The organism is Rhizobium sp. SJZ105 (assembly GCF_007828365.1).
Taxonomy (GTDB): domain Bacteria; phylum Pseudomonadota; class Alphaproteobacteria; order Rhizobiales; family Rhizobiaceae; genus Agrobacterium; species Agrobacterium tumefaciens.
Map to the genome: position 1 here is coordinate 143,435 of NZ_VIUP01000005.1, position 17,299 is coordinate 160,733.

Consider the following 17,299-nt stretch of genomic DNA (forward strand, 5'->3'; position numbering starts at 1 on the left):
CGTGGTATTTGCCGGCATGGGCGTCACTCCGGATCGACCCAACCGCCGGGCGGCGCGAAACTCTCCATCTCGACCGGACCCCAGCTTCCTACGGCATAGCGTGGCGGCACGGCCGGGTCGTCTAGAATGGGCTCAACGATTTTCCATGCGAGTTCTGCCGCATCCTGACGGGTGAAAAGCTGGCGTTCGCCTGCCATCGCATCGCCGATCAGCCGTTCATAAGGCGCCATGTCGCCGATGCCGTCATCGACAGCACCCAGTTCCACCCCCTCGCCGAGCATACCGTCCCCGGCAGCCTTGCGGCGCGCGCCAATGCCGATGGCGATATCTGGCCCGAGCCGGAAGCGCACATAATTTGCGGCCGCCGCCTCAACATCGCCGAAAAGCGCTATCGGCGGCCGCTTGAAACGCACCACAACTTCGGTTGCATGGGCAGGTAGGTTCTTTCCGGCGCGGATGAAGAAAGGCACGCCGTTCCAGCGCCATGTGGCCACGCGAAACCGCACGGCGGCAAAGGTTTCGCGGCTTGAGCCGGGCGCAACGCCGGGTTCGTCAAGGTAACCGTCGAACTGGCCACGCACCACATCCTCGCGGCTGAGCGGTGGCATGGCTTTGAGGATCTGCACTTTCTCATCGACAAGATCATCCGAAGCGCTTGTTGCCGGTGGCTCCATGGCCAGTAGCAACAGCACGTTGATGAGATGGTTCTGGATCACATCCCGGATGCATCCAACCTCGTCATAAAACTTTCCACGTCCCTTGATGCCAAAATCCTCGGCCATGGTGATCTGCACGCATTCAACATGGTCGCGGTTCCAGACCGGCTCAAGAAAGGCATTGGCGAACCGGAAATAAAGAAGGTTCTGAATCGCCTCCTTGCCGAGAAAATGGTCGATGCGAAAAATGGCGTCCTCTTCGAAAACCGCGTGCAGCGACTGGTTCAGCGCCTCCGCCGTGGCGAGATCGCGGCCAAACGGTTTTTCCACCATCAATCGTGCCGAGGCGGCTATCCCGGCCTTATCAAGCCCGGTCACGACGGTTTCAAACAGTGACGGCGGAATGGCGAGGTAATAAAGCGGATGACCGTGGTCACCGAGTGCGGCGCGCAGCTTTTCGAATGTCGCCTCGTTACGGTAGTCGCCGGACACGTAATGCAGTTGAGAAGCGAATTTTTCGAAGACGGCTTCATCGATCTTGTCGACGTGGCTGGTAACCGCGTCGCGCGCCCTTGCGATCAGCTGATCGCGCGACCAGTCATCGAAGGCGACACCGATGACTGGCGTTTGAAGCGCGCCGCGTTTCACCATGGCGTAAAGGGAAGGAAAGATCATTTTGTAGGCAAGGTCGCCGGTGGCACCGAACACCACGAGTACGTCCGATCGCTGCTTGTCCATGGCCGGCGCCCTCATTTTGCTTTTTCCAGATGGCCACCAAAGGCATTGCGCATGGCCGAGAGTACCTTGCCGGCAAACTCCGCCTCACCGCGTGAGGAGAAGCGCTCGAATAGGGCAGAAGCCAAAACAGGCGCAGGAACACCCGTTTCGACGGCCGCCTGAAGGGTCCAGCGCCCTTCGCCTGAATCTGACACCCGCCCGCCATACTGGTCGAGATGAGGGTCCTGCTTCAGCGCCTCCGCCGTCAGATCGAGCAACCACGAGCCGATGACAGACCCATGTCGCCAGACCTCCGTCACGGCAGGAAGATCGATGTCGAACTGGTAATATTGCGGGTGGGCGAGCGGCGCTGTTTCCGCATCGGCCTCCCGGTGCTTCGTGCCGGCATTCGCGGCTTTCAAGATGTTCAGGCCTTCCGCATAGGCGGCCATGACACCGTATTCGATGCCATTGTGAACCATCTTGACGAAATGCCCTGCGCCTGACGGTCCGCAATGCAAATATCCCATTGGCGCCGTGCCGGTGACGGGATCGGCCGCGATGCCCTGGCCCGCACCGGGAGCGAGCGAAGCAAAAATCGGATCGAGCCTCTGCACGGCACCCAACGGGCCACCGATCATCAGAGAATAGCCGCGCTCCAGACCCCAGACGCCACCGGATGTACCGGTGTCGATGAAGTCGATGCTACGGGGCGCAAATTCCGCCGCCAAATCGATGGCATCCCGGTAGAAGGAGTTGCCGCCATCGATGATGGCATCGCCCGCCTGCAGTCTGGCGGCAAAGTCACGAGCAATTTTCGGCGTTATTGCCGCCGGCAGCATTAGCCAGACGGCGCGTGGCGGTGACAGCTTCGCGACCAGGTCGTCTGGCGAGCTCGCGCCAACTGCGCCTTCCTTCACCAATGCTGCGACATTGTCGAGATTGACGTCGAAGACCACGCAATCATGACCCTGTTTCAGAAGACGGCGCACCATGTTTGCGCCCATTCGTCCAAGCCCAACCATTCCGATCTGCATGCTGACACTCCATTTGTCCAATGCGCGATATGTACTTCATTCGCCGAGGCGAACGGTGAAATCTTGGTTTTCCCAATTCCCTGTGTTTGGCCAAAAGAAAGTAAAAACGATTGCGTCGCCCGCCGCCATATCCTGAACGGGCAAGTCGACGAAATATGTGCCAAGGCCGGAAGCAATCGTTCTGGTGTCACTGGTCGTCACCCAGCCATCCGCACTCCAGTGCACGACAGCATCATCCGTCAGTTCGAGCCGCAACATCTTGCCGACCGGTATCCCGGCAATCTTGTTATTGAAACACCAGATCCGAAGGTGCGACGGCGTCTTGTTGAGGATGTAGCGTTCCACACCCTGCGGCGGCATGTCGAAAACGGAACCATCGGCAAGCGACCGCAGAAGTTTGATATGTTCAGCATGCGCCCAGACCAGCGGCATCGCACTTCCTGAGGGCTGGCCGTAGAAAAGCTCGTATTCGGGAAGGTCGGGCTGGTCCCAGAGCTGCTCGGGGAAAAGGCCGTTCCCACCGGCCGATTTCTCCAGCGTTACCAGCAGCGCTTCGGCCACCTCCCGCCTTCCCGCAGCAAGCTCGTAATGGGCGCGTTCGCCGGTCAAAAGCGGCCATGGCCGCCCCTGCCCGGTGCCGTCGAATGCTGCTCCATCGGCGTGCTCACCATATCCATCGCCCGTATATCTATACCATACAGGTCCTTGCGGCAGATCGGCACGCAGGCAATGGTCGATTGCTTTGATCGTCGCGAGAATATGCGGATCGTCAGGCGCGCGCAGGCCGAAGCGAACAAGGGCAAGCGCATCGGGGCTGATGACGTCGCTGGTCGGCAGCGTGGAACGGTCCGGCGTCTGGTTGCGGATGGGCGTATCGCCGAATGGTCGAGCTACGTCGGTCGCGTCAGGCGAAGCGATGCGAACATAGTGGCCGGAAATGCCAAGCGCGGCGCAGAATGTCTCGTCACCGGCAAAGGTCCATTGTTCGATCTGCTCGTTCCAGCAATCAGCCGTTTCCCGTAGATGCACGGCTTCGGCAGCATCACCGTCCATATCGATAAGGTCGGCAGCGGCAAGCAGCGCAGCGATCTCGACGGCAAGGGTGAAGGGACTGTATCCGGCGTCCTCTTCCCACCTGTCCTCCCCGGTCGTCGGGCCGTTTGCCAGAATATAGGCTGCGGCGCGGTGGATCATAGGCATAAAATCCGCCCGCGTGGCATGATCCAGGTGACCATGTCGATGCAGCATATCCGCCAGCAGGATCGGAAAGGCGCATTCATCCATCTGGACGCCTGGCCAATAGGGTTTGCCATCCAGCCAGAGATTTTGCGGCCAGCGGCCCGATGGCTGCTGCACCTGACGAAGATAATTGAGGATCGCCAGCGCCTCATGGTGATCGCCGGCCGCCAGAAATCCGCCGGCCGCTTCCACCAGATCGCGCGGCCAGACCAGGTGATAGCCACCGAGATCGTCATCGCTCTTCGATGCGCCCCAAGGGATCGAAAGGCTTGCAACAACAGCGCCCGGCCGGTCGGCGGCACGATGTGCGGCGAGCACTGCTGTCGACACCCGATAGGAATTGATGCCGTGATGCGTATCGCGGTCGAGCGTTTCCAGCCGGTCTTGCCAGTTGCGCCAGTTGGCAACGTAGGCCTCGTGCGCCCGTTCAAAGCCATGCTTCAGACTGTAAACGGCCGCCGCAGCCGCTGCATATTCCGTCTCGCCAAAGCCGAGCGCCAATGTTGCCGCGCCATTGACATCACTGAAGTCGATCTCACCTGCCAGCGAGACATTTCCGTCATCGGCTCGCTGGTACTCTTCAACGATGCGTCCGTGCCGATGCAACTGCTGCCAACCATCGGAAACACCCACGAAACCGGCGCTGACTGCCCGCCAGGGCAGATCGCAGACAAGCGCAAGATATCGTGAACGGCCGGTCGCGAAGAGGACCTGATGTCCCTCATAGTCGCCAATCCAAGCCGAGTTAAGATTGCCTGCATTGACGAGATGAGGTGCCAGCAGCGCAGTCACGCGATAATCCGAAATTTGTCCCTTCAGGGGAATGAACGAAAGCTGCTGAAGAACACTGGCCCGCGCGGGATCGCTGATCACCTGTTTCTCAATTCTGAACGAGCCATCCGTCGCCGTATTGGTAATGTGAAATGCCGGAATTCCACTTTTAAAAGGGCGGGTGACGGATACGCAGTCGCGTTTTTCTTCGGAAAAGTAACCCTCAGGCCCAGTGACAACAAAACCGAGATCGCGGGTGCAGGCACTGTCTATCCTCGGATAATAGACCTCGTTCAGAATGCCGTGGCTGAGCGTGAACCAGATAGGCGATGCTTCCGACAGCGCAGTGCCGACCCCGTTTTTGGCGCTCGACGTCCAGCGCGCTTCTATGCCAGGCGCGCCCGGTGCAAAATCCAGTCCGGTGCGCATCATGAAATGTCTCGGTTACGCTGATGAGGCAGACGAAAGTGGCGCGAATTGCAGTCCTGAGCAGTCATGACGGGGTATCTCGACCTTGAACCAAGGCTCTGTTCCTGGATAACAACAGGAAACGGGCTTACCGGTTCCTTGCTCATATCCACAACGGATGCAGCCTCGCCATAAAGCTAGGTATTGGCGAACTGGTACACAACTAAAGATTTGGTAATTTAAGCCGCGCCGCGCGTTGAGGTTTCGGGCTGCAGGACCAACACGCTCAGCCACCAAGCCGCCGTTAGAGCGGGCGGCCGTTGTGGATCACACCGATATTGCCGATGAACCGGCTATTCCAAGTGGACATCAACCGCCCGACCAGCCCCTTGCATTGCCTATGGCGCGTGCAAAGCGAGCGTGATCCGCTTCTTCGACCGATCCGTCGGGTTTGAATATCTCGGCATCTTTTCGCATGGCGGTTACATCGATATCGCACAGTTCCGCGAGACCAAGCGCCGTCAACTCGCGCATGGCCGGAACGCAGATGGTCCGACCACTGGCAGCGGCCAGGAAACGGGCGAAATAGCGACTGTTCGACAGGCCGCCATCTATCGAAATCGTATCGCCGATGGGAACGAAAGTCTGCGCGGCTTCGATCAACCGAACCGTCAGCAAGGCAATGCCCTCAAGCAAGGCGCGCACCATGTCACTCCGCGCCGTTGCGTGGTCCATGCCGATGAAAAGCGGTACGGCCTGTCTATCCCAATATGGCGCGGCAAGGCCCGAAAATGCAGGCACGAACACCAGTCCACGACGAACGGCCGATGAACCCTCAAAACCGTCAAGTTCGGTATTGTCAACATAAAGGCCGATCTTTCGCGCCCATTCCAGCGCGGCACCGGCGTCATAAACCCCGCCTTCTATGGCGAAAATGGCTGCGCCGCCTTGCTTTTGCCAGCCAATGGTGGGCAGAAGCTCCCCCGCCAACGGGCGTTCGTGACCAGCGATGGCCAACAGGAAGGCGCCCGTGCCGAAGGTTATCTTACAATCGCCCGGTTTGCGGCAACCGTGCCCATAAAGCGCCGCCTGCTGATCTACGATGGAAACGCGAATGGGCGTTCCCTCGATGGAACCGAAGCCGCCATTAACAGGACCGATTGCGGGCAGGCAATCCAGCGGCACCCCATGAAGAGCGCAGAGTTCCGGGCTCCAGGCACCGGTTGCCAGATCAAGCAGTCCCGTCCGCGAGGCCGTTGCAAGGTCGGTGCGGAAACAGCTTGCAAGCCGATCCAGAAAGAATGCGTCGGTGGTGCCCAGGCGCAACCGTCCTTCGGCTCTCGCCCGTGCCACCGCCGGATTGTGCCTTAGCAACCACGACAGTTTGCTCGCCGAAAAATAGGGATCGAGCGGCAATCCGCAAATCTCTTTCGATCGTTCCGCAGCCGATTGGGGCAGAGCGGCCAGGGCTTCGGCGGTGCGGGCATCCTGCCAGACGATGACCGGCGACAGCGCTTCCCCACTCTCGGCATCCCACGCCAGGCAACTCTCGCCCTGGTTGGCGATCGCGATCGCATCTACCGGCCCGGCATCGGCCAGTACCGCGCGGATGTTGCGCAACAGCTCTTCCGGATCATGCTCCACATGGCCGGAGTTTGGATAGAACTGTGCATGACGCAGGCTTGAGACGAGTTGCGCCGTGCCACCGTCGCTTATCACAAGGCATCGGGTCGACGTCGTTCCCTGATCGATCGCCGCTATGCGCATCAATTCGTCTCCTGAAAGTGAAAGGCAATCTGGGTCGCCTCAACGGCGGCGCGGGGAATGGGCACAAGCACACGGCGTTCCGGCAGCCACCGGCCGGACTTGCTCCACACTTCCGTTCCATCAAGATGAAGCGAAAGCCTGCCTTGAACACGTCTGATGAAGCGCAGCTGAAAATCGAGAAAAGCCGGCCGGTCAAGTCCCCCCGATCGCACCATGGTGGGTACCGCGAGTTTGAGCGGGTCGGCGAAAGCGATACGCACTGCCTTTGCGTTGCACGGTTCGCGGGTGAGATCGTCGGCAACGGCAGCACCCACGCGGCGGCCTTCGCGGAACGACCAGCCACCCGTTTCCACGGCCCGCAATACGTTCCCCGTGGCGAAGAACATCGGGTTGGCCATCCGGCCGTCCTGATCGATCGTAGGGCCATCGCTGCCTGCCGCCATATCAACAGGGGATGCGTTCAGAAGCGTTGCCTCCGGCGTGAACCGCCCGGTGAGGAGAACACCATCGCACTTGACGGTGAGGATACGGCCATCTGCCAGCCGGATGTCGGCCTCCTCGACACGACCGCTCCCACGAATGTCCACAAGTGTTGCGCGGCAATAAAAGGGCACTCCGACCAATCGCGGAAACCACCGGAAAAGCGACCGCCCCAGCGGTTCCGGCTCAGGCTCGATCATCGCCACCGGCCGCGCGCCATGCGTCAGGCATGTGAGAAGCGCGGAAAAGGAAACCAGTTCCGAACCAAGGATAAGCGGCCGGCGAAAGGGCATGATGCCGTGAAAGGCGACATAGGATTGCAGCGTGCCGGTGGTGATCACTCCCACCGGCCGGTCGCCCGGCAGGAGCCGCGCTGAGCGTGGTTTTTCCCGCGCGCCCGTCGCCAGCACAATGCGCCGGGCCTTCAACGTCTCCACGCCGCGCGCAGACGTAACCAGCAGCGTACCGTCCTGTCCGAGTTCCACCACGGAATGACCGGTGCGGACATCAACGCCCGCATCCTGCGCCTGCCGCTGCAGACGTCGCGCATAGGCCGGGCCGAAATAAACGCGTCCGAATTCGCGCATGCCGAAAGGCGAATGTGTGCAATGACGGGGTGCGCCGCCAAGCGCTGGCTCACGCTCGAGGATCGTCACACGCGCAACGCCGCGTGCTTTCAGCTCCAGCGCTGCCGCCACGCCCGCCGGGCCGCCGCCGACCACGATTACATCTGCATCCAGAACGTTTTCTTGCATCTGCTGAACAGGCTTGCGGGAGCTCATCGATCGTCTCCCGGACGGACCGCAAGCGGTACAGCCAGACGGTCGCCCGTCATCGCGGCCAGCCGGGCGTTGCAGTAAAATCCCTGACAGCGCCCCATGCCGGCGCGGGTGCGCCGCCGCAGACCTCCGAAATCACCCGGCGGCACCGGGCTGGAAAATGTCGCCTCGATCTCACGGCGGGTGACAAGCTCGCAATGGCAGACGATTTCGCCATGATCGGCGCGCTGCCAGTCCCGCTCGAAGGTTTCGCTCAGGTTCGGCATCGTCACATGAGGCACTGCGGGCGGGGGCATGAAGCGCGTGCCGAAACTTTCGTGAAGCGCCAGAGCGTGCTGCGCCAGACCAAGTGCCGCACTGAGACCGGTGGATCGCACGCCGCCAAGCGTGATCGCGCGCAGGTCCGGCCGTGCGGAAATCCGGTAATGTTTCTTCTCGGAGGCCGGGCGCAAGCCGGCATAGATAGCGGTCACGGGAATGGAGGCGAGTGCCGGAACGATCTCCCTGCCGCGCGTCAGCAGCGCTTCCAGCGCCGCCGTTTCTACCGTCGCACGCTCGCGGTCATCCTGTTCTTCCGCCGTCGGGCCGATGAGAACGTTGCCGAAGGCGGTTGGACACACAACGATGCCCTTGGTGATTTCGGTGGGAACGGGCAGGACGATGCGCGGCACGTGTCGGCGGGCGGCCTTGTCGAGAACGACGAATTGTCCCTTGCGAGGCTTGATGGTGAAGTCTGGGACAAGCCCCAGTCGCGCATCGACGATGTCGCCGAACAATCCGGCCGCATTGACAACGCTCGCCGCAAGAATCGGACCCGCCGTCGTCTCTATCTGCCACGCGCCATCAAACGCACCGGACAGGACTTCGGCGTTGCGCACCAGCTGCGCGCCAAGCGCCACCGCTTGCGTAAGATAGCCCAGCGGCGCGGACCAGGGATCGATGACATGTTCACCCGGAACTTCGAGTGCTGCGACAAGACGGTCGGACAAGCCGGGCATGGATTCCCGGGCCTGCCGGGCCGTAAGCAGACCGAGCTCGGCAATGCCGTTGCGTCGCCCCTGCTCGGCGATCGCCTCCAGGCTTTGCGCCTCGTCGGGATGCCACGCACAGACCAACGCGCCGGTTTCAACGAGGCTAAGGCCCATCTGCCTGTGGATGGACAGATATTCTGCCCGACCCGCCTTCACCAATTCCAGCTCCAGACTGCCTTCGGGCGCATCGAAGCCAGTGTGGAGGATAGCGCTGTTAGCCTTCGATGCCCCGGAAAGAATATCGGACCCCTTCTCGACGATCACGACCTTCGCACCAGCCAGTGCGAAACGACGGGCAACCGCGCAACCGACCACCCCGGCACCGATGACGGCGACGTCGAATGCTGTGGAGAGGCTCTGGACCATGGGCTTGCCTTTATTTTCGTGGTTCGAAAGCGAAATCAACAGGCGCAACGGATAGAGCCGATGCACCTTGCCGGTTCGTGGCTATGAATGAGATCTGCTGTGTTTCTAGTCGGACAAAGCCGTCAGCGGCTTTTCGAATTCAACCAGCGTCACGCCACTTGTCTCCTGCTGGCACATGGCGCTAATCAGGGTCATGATCTTCCCCGCCGCTTCGACGGGCGGCACGCCACCATCACGAATATTGGAAATGCAGTTGCGTCGGGAATCCGGCAGCCCGGTCTCCGGCCCGAAGGTGACATAGGCGCCAAGACTGTCGGCTGCCGAAAGGCCCGGCCGCTCGCCAATCAGGATCACCGCCACCTTTGCGCCGAGGACGGCTCCCACATCATCCGCCAGCGCAACCCGTGCCTGCGTGGCAAGTGTGAGCGGCGCAACCGTCAATCCGTTGCTTGCAAGTAAATTAAGCAATGCCGCTGCCACCGGCACTGCATTCATCTCCACAGCCGTTGCGGAAAGCCCGTCGGCGATTACCAATGCGACATCGGCTCCCTTGGCCTGCCCGTCGAGCGCCAGACGGCCTTCGTCTGAAAGAGCACGGCCGAGATCGGGTCGGCGCAGGTAATCCGCACGGTCCTGCGCGCGGCTTGCGACATGCACGACATCCGCACCCGAAGCGCGCAAGTCACGCTCCATTTTTTCAATGTCCAGCGGACGCCACACGGCCTGGCGCGCCTGCGCATGATCCAACAGAAATGTCTGTACCGCGCGCGTGGGCGGGCTTGCACCCGTGCGGCCGAGCGCCACGCGTGCATCGGTTGCCACACGCAGGGCCTTGAGACGTTCCGGCGGGCTGGAGATGAGGGAGGGCCGGCGGTCACGCATCAGGCGGCGTCCCTTCCAAGAAAATCAAGTTCGCGAAGCCCGCGGTTCATCAGCGCAGGGTTCTCGATCATATGGCCGGCGGCATCCGTCACGCCCATATTCACCAGCCACTCCTCAAACTCCGGCGCAGGCCGACGCTTCAGCGTTTCGCGGGCATAGATTGAATCGTGATGGGAAAGCGTCTGGTAGTTCAGCATGACGTCGTCCGAGCCTGGCACGGTAATGACGAAGTTCACATCAGCGGCGCACAGCATGGTCAGCAGCACGTCCATGTCTTCCTGGTCGGCATCGGCGTGGTTGGTGTAGCAGACGTCGACACCCATCGGCAGGCCAAGCAGCTTTCCGCAGAAATGATCTTCAAGCCCGGCGCGAATGATCTGCTTGCCATTATAGAGATATTCCGGACCGATGAAGCCGACGACGGTATTCACCAGAAGCGGCGAGAATTCGCGCGCCACGGCATAGGCACGCGCCTCCATCGTTTGCTGATCGACACCAAAATGCGCATCGGCCGACAGGGCAGCCCCCTGCCCCGTCTCGAAATACATGAGGTCGCTGCCGATAGTTCCGCGCTTCAGCGACTGACCAGCCTCATGAGCCTCTCGCAGAACGGCAAGATCAATGCCGAAGCCCGCATTGGCCTTCTGGGAACCGGCAATCGACTGGAAAACCAGATCGACTGGTGCAGCGCGCTCCATCGCCTTGATAGCCGTCGTCACATGGCCAAGGCAGCAGGTCTGGGTTGGAATGTCCAGCCATTGCCGCAGATCGTCAAGCAACTGCACGACGCGGATATAGTCCGTCACAGCGCTGGTGGCCGGGTTAACACCGATCACCGCATCGCCGCTCCCCAGCAGCAACCCGTCAATGGCCGAGATGGCGATGCCACGGGAACTGTCAGTCGGATGATTTGGCTGGTTGCGGGTGGAAAGGCGGCCGGAAAGACCAATCGTGTTGCGAAAACGGGTCACGACTTCCCGTTTGGCCGATACCGTCACGAGATCCTGCAGACGCATGATCTTGGAGACTGCCGCCACCATTTCCGGTGTCAGACCCCAACTTACCTCTTCAAGTTCCGCGTGCCCGACCTTGGAATTGAGCAGCCACTCGCGAAATTCGCCAACCGTCAGAGAAGACACCGGCGCGAAGGCCAGTGCGTCGTGCTGGCGCGCGATCAGGGCCGAAATCTCGTCATCGTCCGAGGCGATCAATTCCTGTGCAACAAAGGTGGAAAGCGGCAGATCGGCCAGCGCCATCTGCGCCGCCAGTCTCTCCACCGGCCCTTCCGCCGCGATCCCGGCCAATTGGTCACCGGACCTTTCCGGCGTCGCCTTTGCCATCAGGGTTTTCAGATCGTCGAAACGATAGGTCGTGCCGGCTGCGATCTGTCGATAAGCCATTTTTCCGGTCCCTTACTTCACGAAAGTCTTCGTGAGGCCCACCGTGCGGTCCACGATCAGGACGACGGCAAGCGTGAGCACGATCAGAAGAACGGAGATGGCGGCAACAAGCGGATCAGCCTGGGTTTCGACATGCTGATACATGGCAACGGGGAGCGTCGTGATGCGCGGACCGGTGAGGAACAGCGAAATCACGGCTTCATCGAACGAGACGAGAAAAGAAAGCGCTGCTGTTGCAACGATGCCAGGCGCGATCATCGGCATGGTGACGCGGCGAAAGACGGTAAGAGGTGACGCCCCGAGCGTGGAGGCGGCCTCCTCGTAGATCAGCGGCAGGCCCGCAAGCGACGTGGTGAGTACACGCAGCGCATAGGGCAACACGATGATCAGATGCGCGATCACCAGACCCGTGAATGTACCGAGCAGGCCCGCACCGGCAAAGACGATCAGGATCGCAAGGCCAAGAACGATGGTCGGCAGAAGAAGCGGCGCGGTGAAGAAGGCGAGTAATGTATCCGCGCCAATCACCCGCATCCGCACGATGGCATAGGAGGCGGGCAGCGCAATCAGCATGGACAGCATGGTAACGATGACCGCAAGGAGCGTGCTGGTGCCGAGGGCGCCGATCATCTTGGAATTGTGCATGAGATCCACATACCAGCGGAGGCTCCACCCGGAGGGTGGGAAGGTCATGTAGCTGTCGGCCGAAAACGAGATCGGCACGACGAGCACCACAGGCGCAAGGAGGAAAAGGAACATGATGAAGGCGACAATTTTCAGCGCCAGCGGAGCGGGACGTTCTTCCATCTTCGATCTCCTTTACAGAATGGCCCGCAGAAGCCGGGAATAGAGCACCAGGGCGGCACCGAAAATCACGAGGATGATCATCGAAAGCGTAGCGGCGAGTGGCCAGTTGAGCGTCACGATGGCCTGATCATAGATTTCCGTTGCCAGAAGGAAGACGCGGCCACCGCCGAGTAGCTTGGGAGTGATGAACGAACTGACGGCCAGCACGAAGGAGAGCAGGCAACCCAGGGCCACGCCGGGCATGGTGAGCGGCACGATGATCCGCCAGAACACTTTCCAGGGCGATGCGCCGAGCGTTTCCGCAGCTTCCTCGACGCGAGGATCAAGCCTGCCGAAGCCAGCGAGGAGCGCCAGGATCATATAGGGCATCAGGATTTCGGTAAGCCCGATGACGACGCCGATCTTGTTGAACAGCAGACGCACCCCGCCTTGCGCACCCAGTGCGAAGAGGATGTTGTTGATGAGGCCGTCATCGGCCAGGATTGCGATCCAGCCATAAGTGCGCACCACCGCCGAGGTGAGCAGCGGCGAAATGACCAGCACCAGCAAAAGCGTTTTCCAGCGACCCTGCGCCCGGTGAAGGTAGAGGGCGATGGGATAGGAGGCGAGCAGCGTGAGAACGGTGATCATAAGGCTGGTCAGGATGCTCTGACCAATCAGCTCGATGTAAAAACCGTCGGTCAGTGTCGACGACCAGTTGTCGAGCGTATGGGCTTCACCGAGACCGCCGCCGCCGAGGCTTTCGCGGAAGGAAAGCAGCAGCAGGTTGAAGACGGGCAACACAAAGGCCAGACCGTTGACCGCAATGATGGGTCCAAGAAGAAGGGTTGCGAGAAACACGATGGAAGAGGTACGGCCACCGGGAGCCGTGATCATGACCGCCGCCGTCATCGGTTTGCTCCGAAGACCAGAGTATCCTCCACGCGCCAGACGAGACTGACCGCGCTGCCTGCTGCGACCGGCGTTTCACCGCCGGACGTCGCGCGCTCCACGGACAGGGTCTGCCCGCCAGCGGCGATTTCGTAGTGGAGGATGTCGCCGGCATAATAGACATCGCGGACTTCGCCGGCGATGCGATTGACGGGCGCTCCGTCGAAATCGGGGACGGCGTCGCCAGCGACGGTCATGGCCATGCGATGCGGTCGTACCATCAGGTCGATCTTACCGCTGTGCGCGCCGGGCGCTCGCAGCACCGCATCGCCAACCGTGATGCGGTCGCCGGCGGCGTTGCCGACCAGCCTGTTGGTGCGACCGACGAAAGAGGCGACGAATGCAGTGGCCGGGCGCTCATAGAGATCGTGCGGCGTGCCAAGCTGTTCCAGGTGCCCGCCATTGAGCACAGCGACCTTGTCGCACATGCTGAGCGCCTCAACCTGATCATGCGTGACGAAGATGGAAGTGATGCCAAGCTGTTTCTGGATACGGCGAATCTCGGCGCGCATCTCGTCGCGCAGCTTTGCGTCGAGATTGGAAAGAGGTTCGTCAAACAAGAGAATGGACGGCTGGATGACGAGGGCGCGCGCCAGTGCGACGCGCTGCTGCTGGCCTCCGGAAAGCTGGGCGGGGCGACGGTCCTCGCGCCCTTCCAGACGCACCATGGCAATGGCCTCACGGGCACGGCGTTCCGCCTCGGCAGCAGGCACTTTGCGCATTTCAAGACCGAACATGACATTCTTGAGGACCGTCATGTGGGGGAAGAGCGCGTAGCTCTGAAAAACGAGGCCAATGTCACGCTTATAAGGCGCAAGTTTCGTCACGTCCTTGCCGTCGATCAGGATAGACCCCGAGGAGACAGGAGAGAGGCCTGCAATCATGCGCAGCGACGTCGACTTGCCGCAGCCGGAAGGACCGAGGAAGGCAACCAGTTCGCCCTTGGGAATCTCGAGATTGAGATTATCCACGGCGACGATTGTCTCGTAGCGCTTGGTCAGTGAACGAACCGAGAGGAATCCTGGCTGCATGGTATCTGAAGTTCCCATTCTGGCTTCTTGCCTTTCTCCAGAACATCTCCGACCCGCAGGGAATCGGAAATGCCTTGGCCCTTGATCTACGCAAGCGCGGCGAAAATTCGCTGCGCCGTTTCGCGGTGCCCCCCGATGCAGGCCTTGGGGGCCGCTCGGCATGCATGTCCGCGTCGGCTCCCACCTCTTCCGCCCCAGCGCCGACAGAGGAGATGATCCGAGGGTTTTGGTGTGCTGCTTCCGCGACTGCCATGGGAGCCGCGGAAGTCCTTTCTTTTTTTGCGCTCTGCGCAGAAGTCTCAACGGCTGAGGGGAATGACCTTGCGGCGCCAGTCCTGCGTAATCTGGTCACGGACCTTCGAGAGGCCAATCCAATCCACCGGGATGACCTTGTCCATCGCCTTGACGACCGTGCGCTCACTCACATCGGCAGAGACAGAGGACTTGGAATTGGTCGGCGCATAATACATGGCGGCGGTAAAGGCAGCCTGGGCTTCCGGGCTAAGCGCATAATCAACGAACTTGCGCGCAGCCTCGGATGACGGACCACCCTTGACGAGGTTGAGCGTGTTGATCTGGAGGATCGTGCCTTCCTTCGGAAGAACCACCTTCATCTTGCCTTTGGAACCGTCAGCATTCACCTGGCTGCGGGCGTTCCAGCCCACGCCTAGCGAAACCTGGCCGTTGACAACGTTCGGATAGACTTCCGGCTTCGGCTCCCAGGTCTGCACATTCGGAGCAACTTCAGCCATCGCATTGATGCCGGCATCGATGTTCTTGATGAAATCAGTGCCGCCATTCATATGGTCCATGATGATGGTGGTACCGATACCGACGATATCGGGGGCGCTCAGCATGGCGACTTTACCCTTGAGGGCGCTATCCTTCAGAGCGTTCCAGCTGTCGGGAGCCGTCTTGATGGCATCGGTATTGTAGATGAGCACGAGATTGTCGAACGTTACGCCAACCCCGGCCACGCCTTCGAAGCGGGCATTAGGATAGAGGTCGGCGACATTCTTGGTTACGCTTTCGTCGATCTTGTCAAACAGACCTTCGTCCGTACCTGTTTTGGCGACAGAGACATCCATCAGAGCGATATCGGACTGCGGCGCAGCCTTCTGGGCGCGCAGCGAGCCGAGCATTGCAGCAGAGCCCTGCTGCGGGAAATATTCGATCTTGATATCAGGGTTAGCCGCCATGAAAGGTTCGATGACCGCCTTGGTGTAACGCTCCTGGAAAAGGCCGCTATAGCCGAGGAACGTCACGGTCTGCTGGGCGTGCGCCGGCAGAGCGGCCGCGCCGAGCATGAGAATCCCACTCAGAAGTATTGTTTTCTTCATTGTCCTGTTCTCCTCTATTGTTATTTGGAGTGGCGGACTGATCCGCCACCCATAAGACGATGTCAGGCGCTCAGCTTGGCCTGAACGAGCTTGTTGGCGCCAGAAATGTCCGGCAATTTCTCACCGTTGCGCAGGCGCTCCAGAAGCACGAGTTCGGCTTCCTGCATGCCGATGGCGCGTTCAGCCATGGCTCGAGCCTGGCTTGGATGAAGAGCGACAACACCGCTTTCATCGCACAGGATCGCATCGCCCGGATTGATCACCTGGCCGCCGACGCTGATCGGAACGTTGATCGCGCCTTCGAGGCCGAGGATCTTGGTGGTGATGGGCGAAGGACCACGGCACCACATCGGCATGTCGACCTTGGCGAACTCCGAGAAGTCGGTCGCCGGGCCATCAACGACCCCGGCCTTAACGCCGGCCATCTTCATGGTGTTGGTGATGACACCGCCCCAGCAGGCGTGACGGGTATCGCCGCAACGGTCGATGAGGACGATATCCCCGGGACGCACGAACTGCGACAGATAGTGGAGCATGGTCGAATCCGCATTGGGGATGCGCAGCGTGACGGCAGTGCCTGCCACACGTTTGCCCGGAAGGACGGCGCGGATTTCAGGATCGACGAAGCCGGAGTGAAGCACGTGACCGATCGTTGCGACTTCGACCTTCTCAAGAAGCTCGATGATGTCGGCACCGATCTGTTCGGGCATGGGGTTGGCGATAAACATTGAGTCTTTCTCCGATCAGAGAACGTGGTGGTTCGCCACCGGTACGTTGGCGCGCACCTTGGCCGAATAGTCGAAGTCAAGGACGGCACCGGCCGTTCCAACGCTGTCGGAGCATTGGGCGACGATGTGGCCCCACGGATCGATGACCATGGAATGCCCCCAGCATGCCTTCTTGCCACCCGCATGGGTGCCGATCTGGCCGACGGCCAGAAAGTAGGTCTGGGTTTCGACGGCACGGGCGCGCGCCAGAACTTCCCAATGGTCCTTGCCTGTCATCAGGGTGAAGGCCGCTGGCAGAACGATGACGTCTGCACCCTTGTCCCGCAGGGCGCGAAACAGTTCAGGGAAGCGAATATCATAGCAGATGCCACAACCGACCGTCTTGTCGCCAACCTTGTAGATCACCACTTCTTCGCCACGGGCAACGGAGTCGGATTCGCGGTAGCTGATGCCGTTTGGCGTATCGACGTCGAACAGGTGCATCTTGCGGTAACGCGCGATCTGTTTGCCATCCGGCCCGAAAACGAGCGTCGAATTGTAAAAGCGATTGCCTTCCTTCTCGACGATGGAGCCGGCATGCAGCGTGATCGCGTGCTTCTTGGCCAGCCCCGAGAGCAGCGTGTAAATCTCGCCGTCAGGGAATTCCTCCCCGCTCTCATGCATCTCCTGGGGATTATCTCCAAGAAATGCGAAGTATTCCGGAAGAACAACAAGGTCAGGATTATCCGCCTTGACTGCCTTCTCAATAAGATCGGCAGCAACCTTAAGGTTTTCTGCCTTGTCATTCTGGGTATTCATTTGAACAAGTGAGACTTTCACGTTGCTCTCCTCTCATGTTGCGAGGAGAATTAAGAACGGGAACTGTTTTCATTACAAACGGAAAAACTCTATCGAAACCCATAAGGTAAGCTTATAGATTAATCATTTTGC

The 17,299-nt window shown here is 60.4% G+C and carries 14 protein-coding genes; all 14 read right to left on the reverse strand.

From position 1 onward, the window contains the following. Positions 1–23: 23 nt before the first annotated feature. The 14 genes from zwf to FB593_RS17285 all read right to left on the reverse strand — a co-directional run bounded on the left by zwf (position 24) and on the right by FB593_RS17285 (position 17,167). Positions 24–1,394 (reverse strand): glucose-6-phosphate dehydrogenase, encoded by a 1,371-nt coding sequence (gene zwf, locus FB593_RS17220; protein ID WP_186447939.1) that lies wholly within the window; start codon positions 1,392–1,394, stop codon positions 24–26. An 11-nt stretch (positions 1,395–1,405) separates the two neighbouring features. Then, on the reverse strand, positions 1,406–2,410 hold the full coding sequence (gene gnd, locus FB593_RS17225; protein ID WP_111842000.1) for a phosphogluconate dehydrogenase (NAD(+)-dependent, decarboxylating): 1,005 nt from the start codon (positions 2,408–2,410) through the stop codon (positions 1,406–1,408). 36 nt (positions 2,411–2,446) lie between these two features. Further along, positions 2,447–4,852: a glucan 1,4-alpha-glucosidase gene (locus tag FB593_RS17230; RefSeq protein WP_162632373.1), complete on the reverse strand. Its 2,406-nt coding sequence runs from the start codon at positions 4,850–4,852 to the stop codon at positions 2,447–2,449. Positions 4,853–5,197: 345 nt separating this feature from the next. Next, a complete protein-coding gene (locus tag FB593_RS17235; protein WP_112162045.1) occupies positions 5,198–6,595 on the reverse strand; it encodes an FGGY family carbohydrate kinase in 1,398 nt (465 codons plus the stop codon). After that, complete coding sequence (locus FB593_RS17240) at positions 6,595–7,857, reverse strand: NAD(P)/FAD-dependent oxidoreductase (RefSeq protein ID WP_112162046.1); 1,263 nt, start codon at positions 7,855–7,857, stop codon at positions 6,595–6,597. The genes FB593_RS17235 and FB593_RS17240 overlap by 1 nt, the downstream gene beginning before the upstream one ends. After that, positions 7,854–9,251 carry an NAD(P)/FAD-dependent oxidoreductase gene (locus FB593_RS17245; RefSeq protein WP_112162093.1) on the reverse strand — a complete coding sequence of 466 codons (1,398 nt, stop codon included), beginning with the start codon at positions 9,249–9,251 and terminating at the stop codon, positions 7,854–7,856. The genes FB593_RS17240 and FB593_RS17245 overlap by 4 nt, the downstream gene beginning before the upstream one ends. Positions 9,252–9,356: 105 nt before the next feature. Further along, positions 9,357–10,133, reverse strand: a complete 777-nt coding sequence (gene eutC, locus FB593_RS17250) for an ethanolamine ammonia-lyase subunit EutC (RefSeq protein WP_112162047.1) — start codon at positions 10,131–10,133, stop codon at positions 9,357–9,359. Continuing rightward, on the reverse strand, positions 10,133–11,533 hold the full coding sequence (locus FB593_RS17255; RefSeq protein WP_112162048.1) for an ethanolamine ammonia-lyase subunit EutB: 1,401 nt from the start codon (positions 11,531–11,533) through the stop codon (positions 10,133–10,135). The genes eutC and FB593_RS17255 overlap by 1 nt, the downstream gene beginning before the upstream one ends. A 12-nt stretch (positions 11,534–11,545) precedes the next feature. Then, positions 11,546–12,340 (reverse strand): ABC transporter permease, encoded by a 795-nt coding sequence (locus FB593_RS17260; RefSeq protein WP_112162049.1) that lies wholly within the window; start codon positions 12,338–12,340, stop codon positions 11,546–11,548. A gap of 12 nt (positions 12,341–12,352) precedes the next feature. Beyond that, on the reverse strand, positions 12,353–13,231 hold the full coding sequence (locus FB593_RS17265; protein ID WP_003517681.1) for an ABC transporter permease: 879 nt from the start codon (positions 13,229–13,231) through the stop codon (positions 12,353–12,355). Continuing rightward, complete coding sequence (locus tag FB593_RS17270) at positions 13,228–14,301, reverse strand: ABC transporter ATP-binding protein (RefSeq protein ID WP_145166799.1); 1,074 nt, start codon at positions 14,299–14,301, stop codon at positions 13,228–13,230. Before FB593_RS17270 ends, FB593_RS17265 begins: the two co-directional genes overlap by 4 nt. Before the next feature lie 299 nt (positions 14,302–14,600). Beyond that, a complete protein-coding gene (locus tag FB593_RS17275) occupies positions 14,601–15,641 on the reverse strand; it encodes an ABC transporter substrate-binding protein (protein ID WP_003517684.1) in 1,041 nt (346 codons plus the stop codon). Between the two features lie 62 nt (positions 15,642–15,703). Then, positions 15,704–16,369, reverse strand: coding sequence for an RraA family protein (locus FB593_RS17280; protein WP_038493653.1), 666 nt, complete (start codon positions 16,367–16,369; stop codon positions 15,704–15,706). A gap of 15 nt (positions 16,370–16,384) precedes the next feature. Next, positions 16,385–17,167, reverse strand: a complete 783-nt coding sequence (locus FB593_RS17285) for a carbon-nitrogen hydrolase family protein (RefSeq protein WP_236762986.1) — start codon at positions 17,165–17,167, stop codon at positions 16,385–16,387. Between the last annotated feature and the right edge of the window lie 132 nt (positions 17,168–17,299).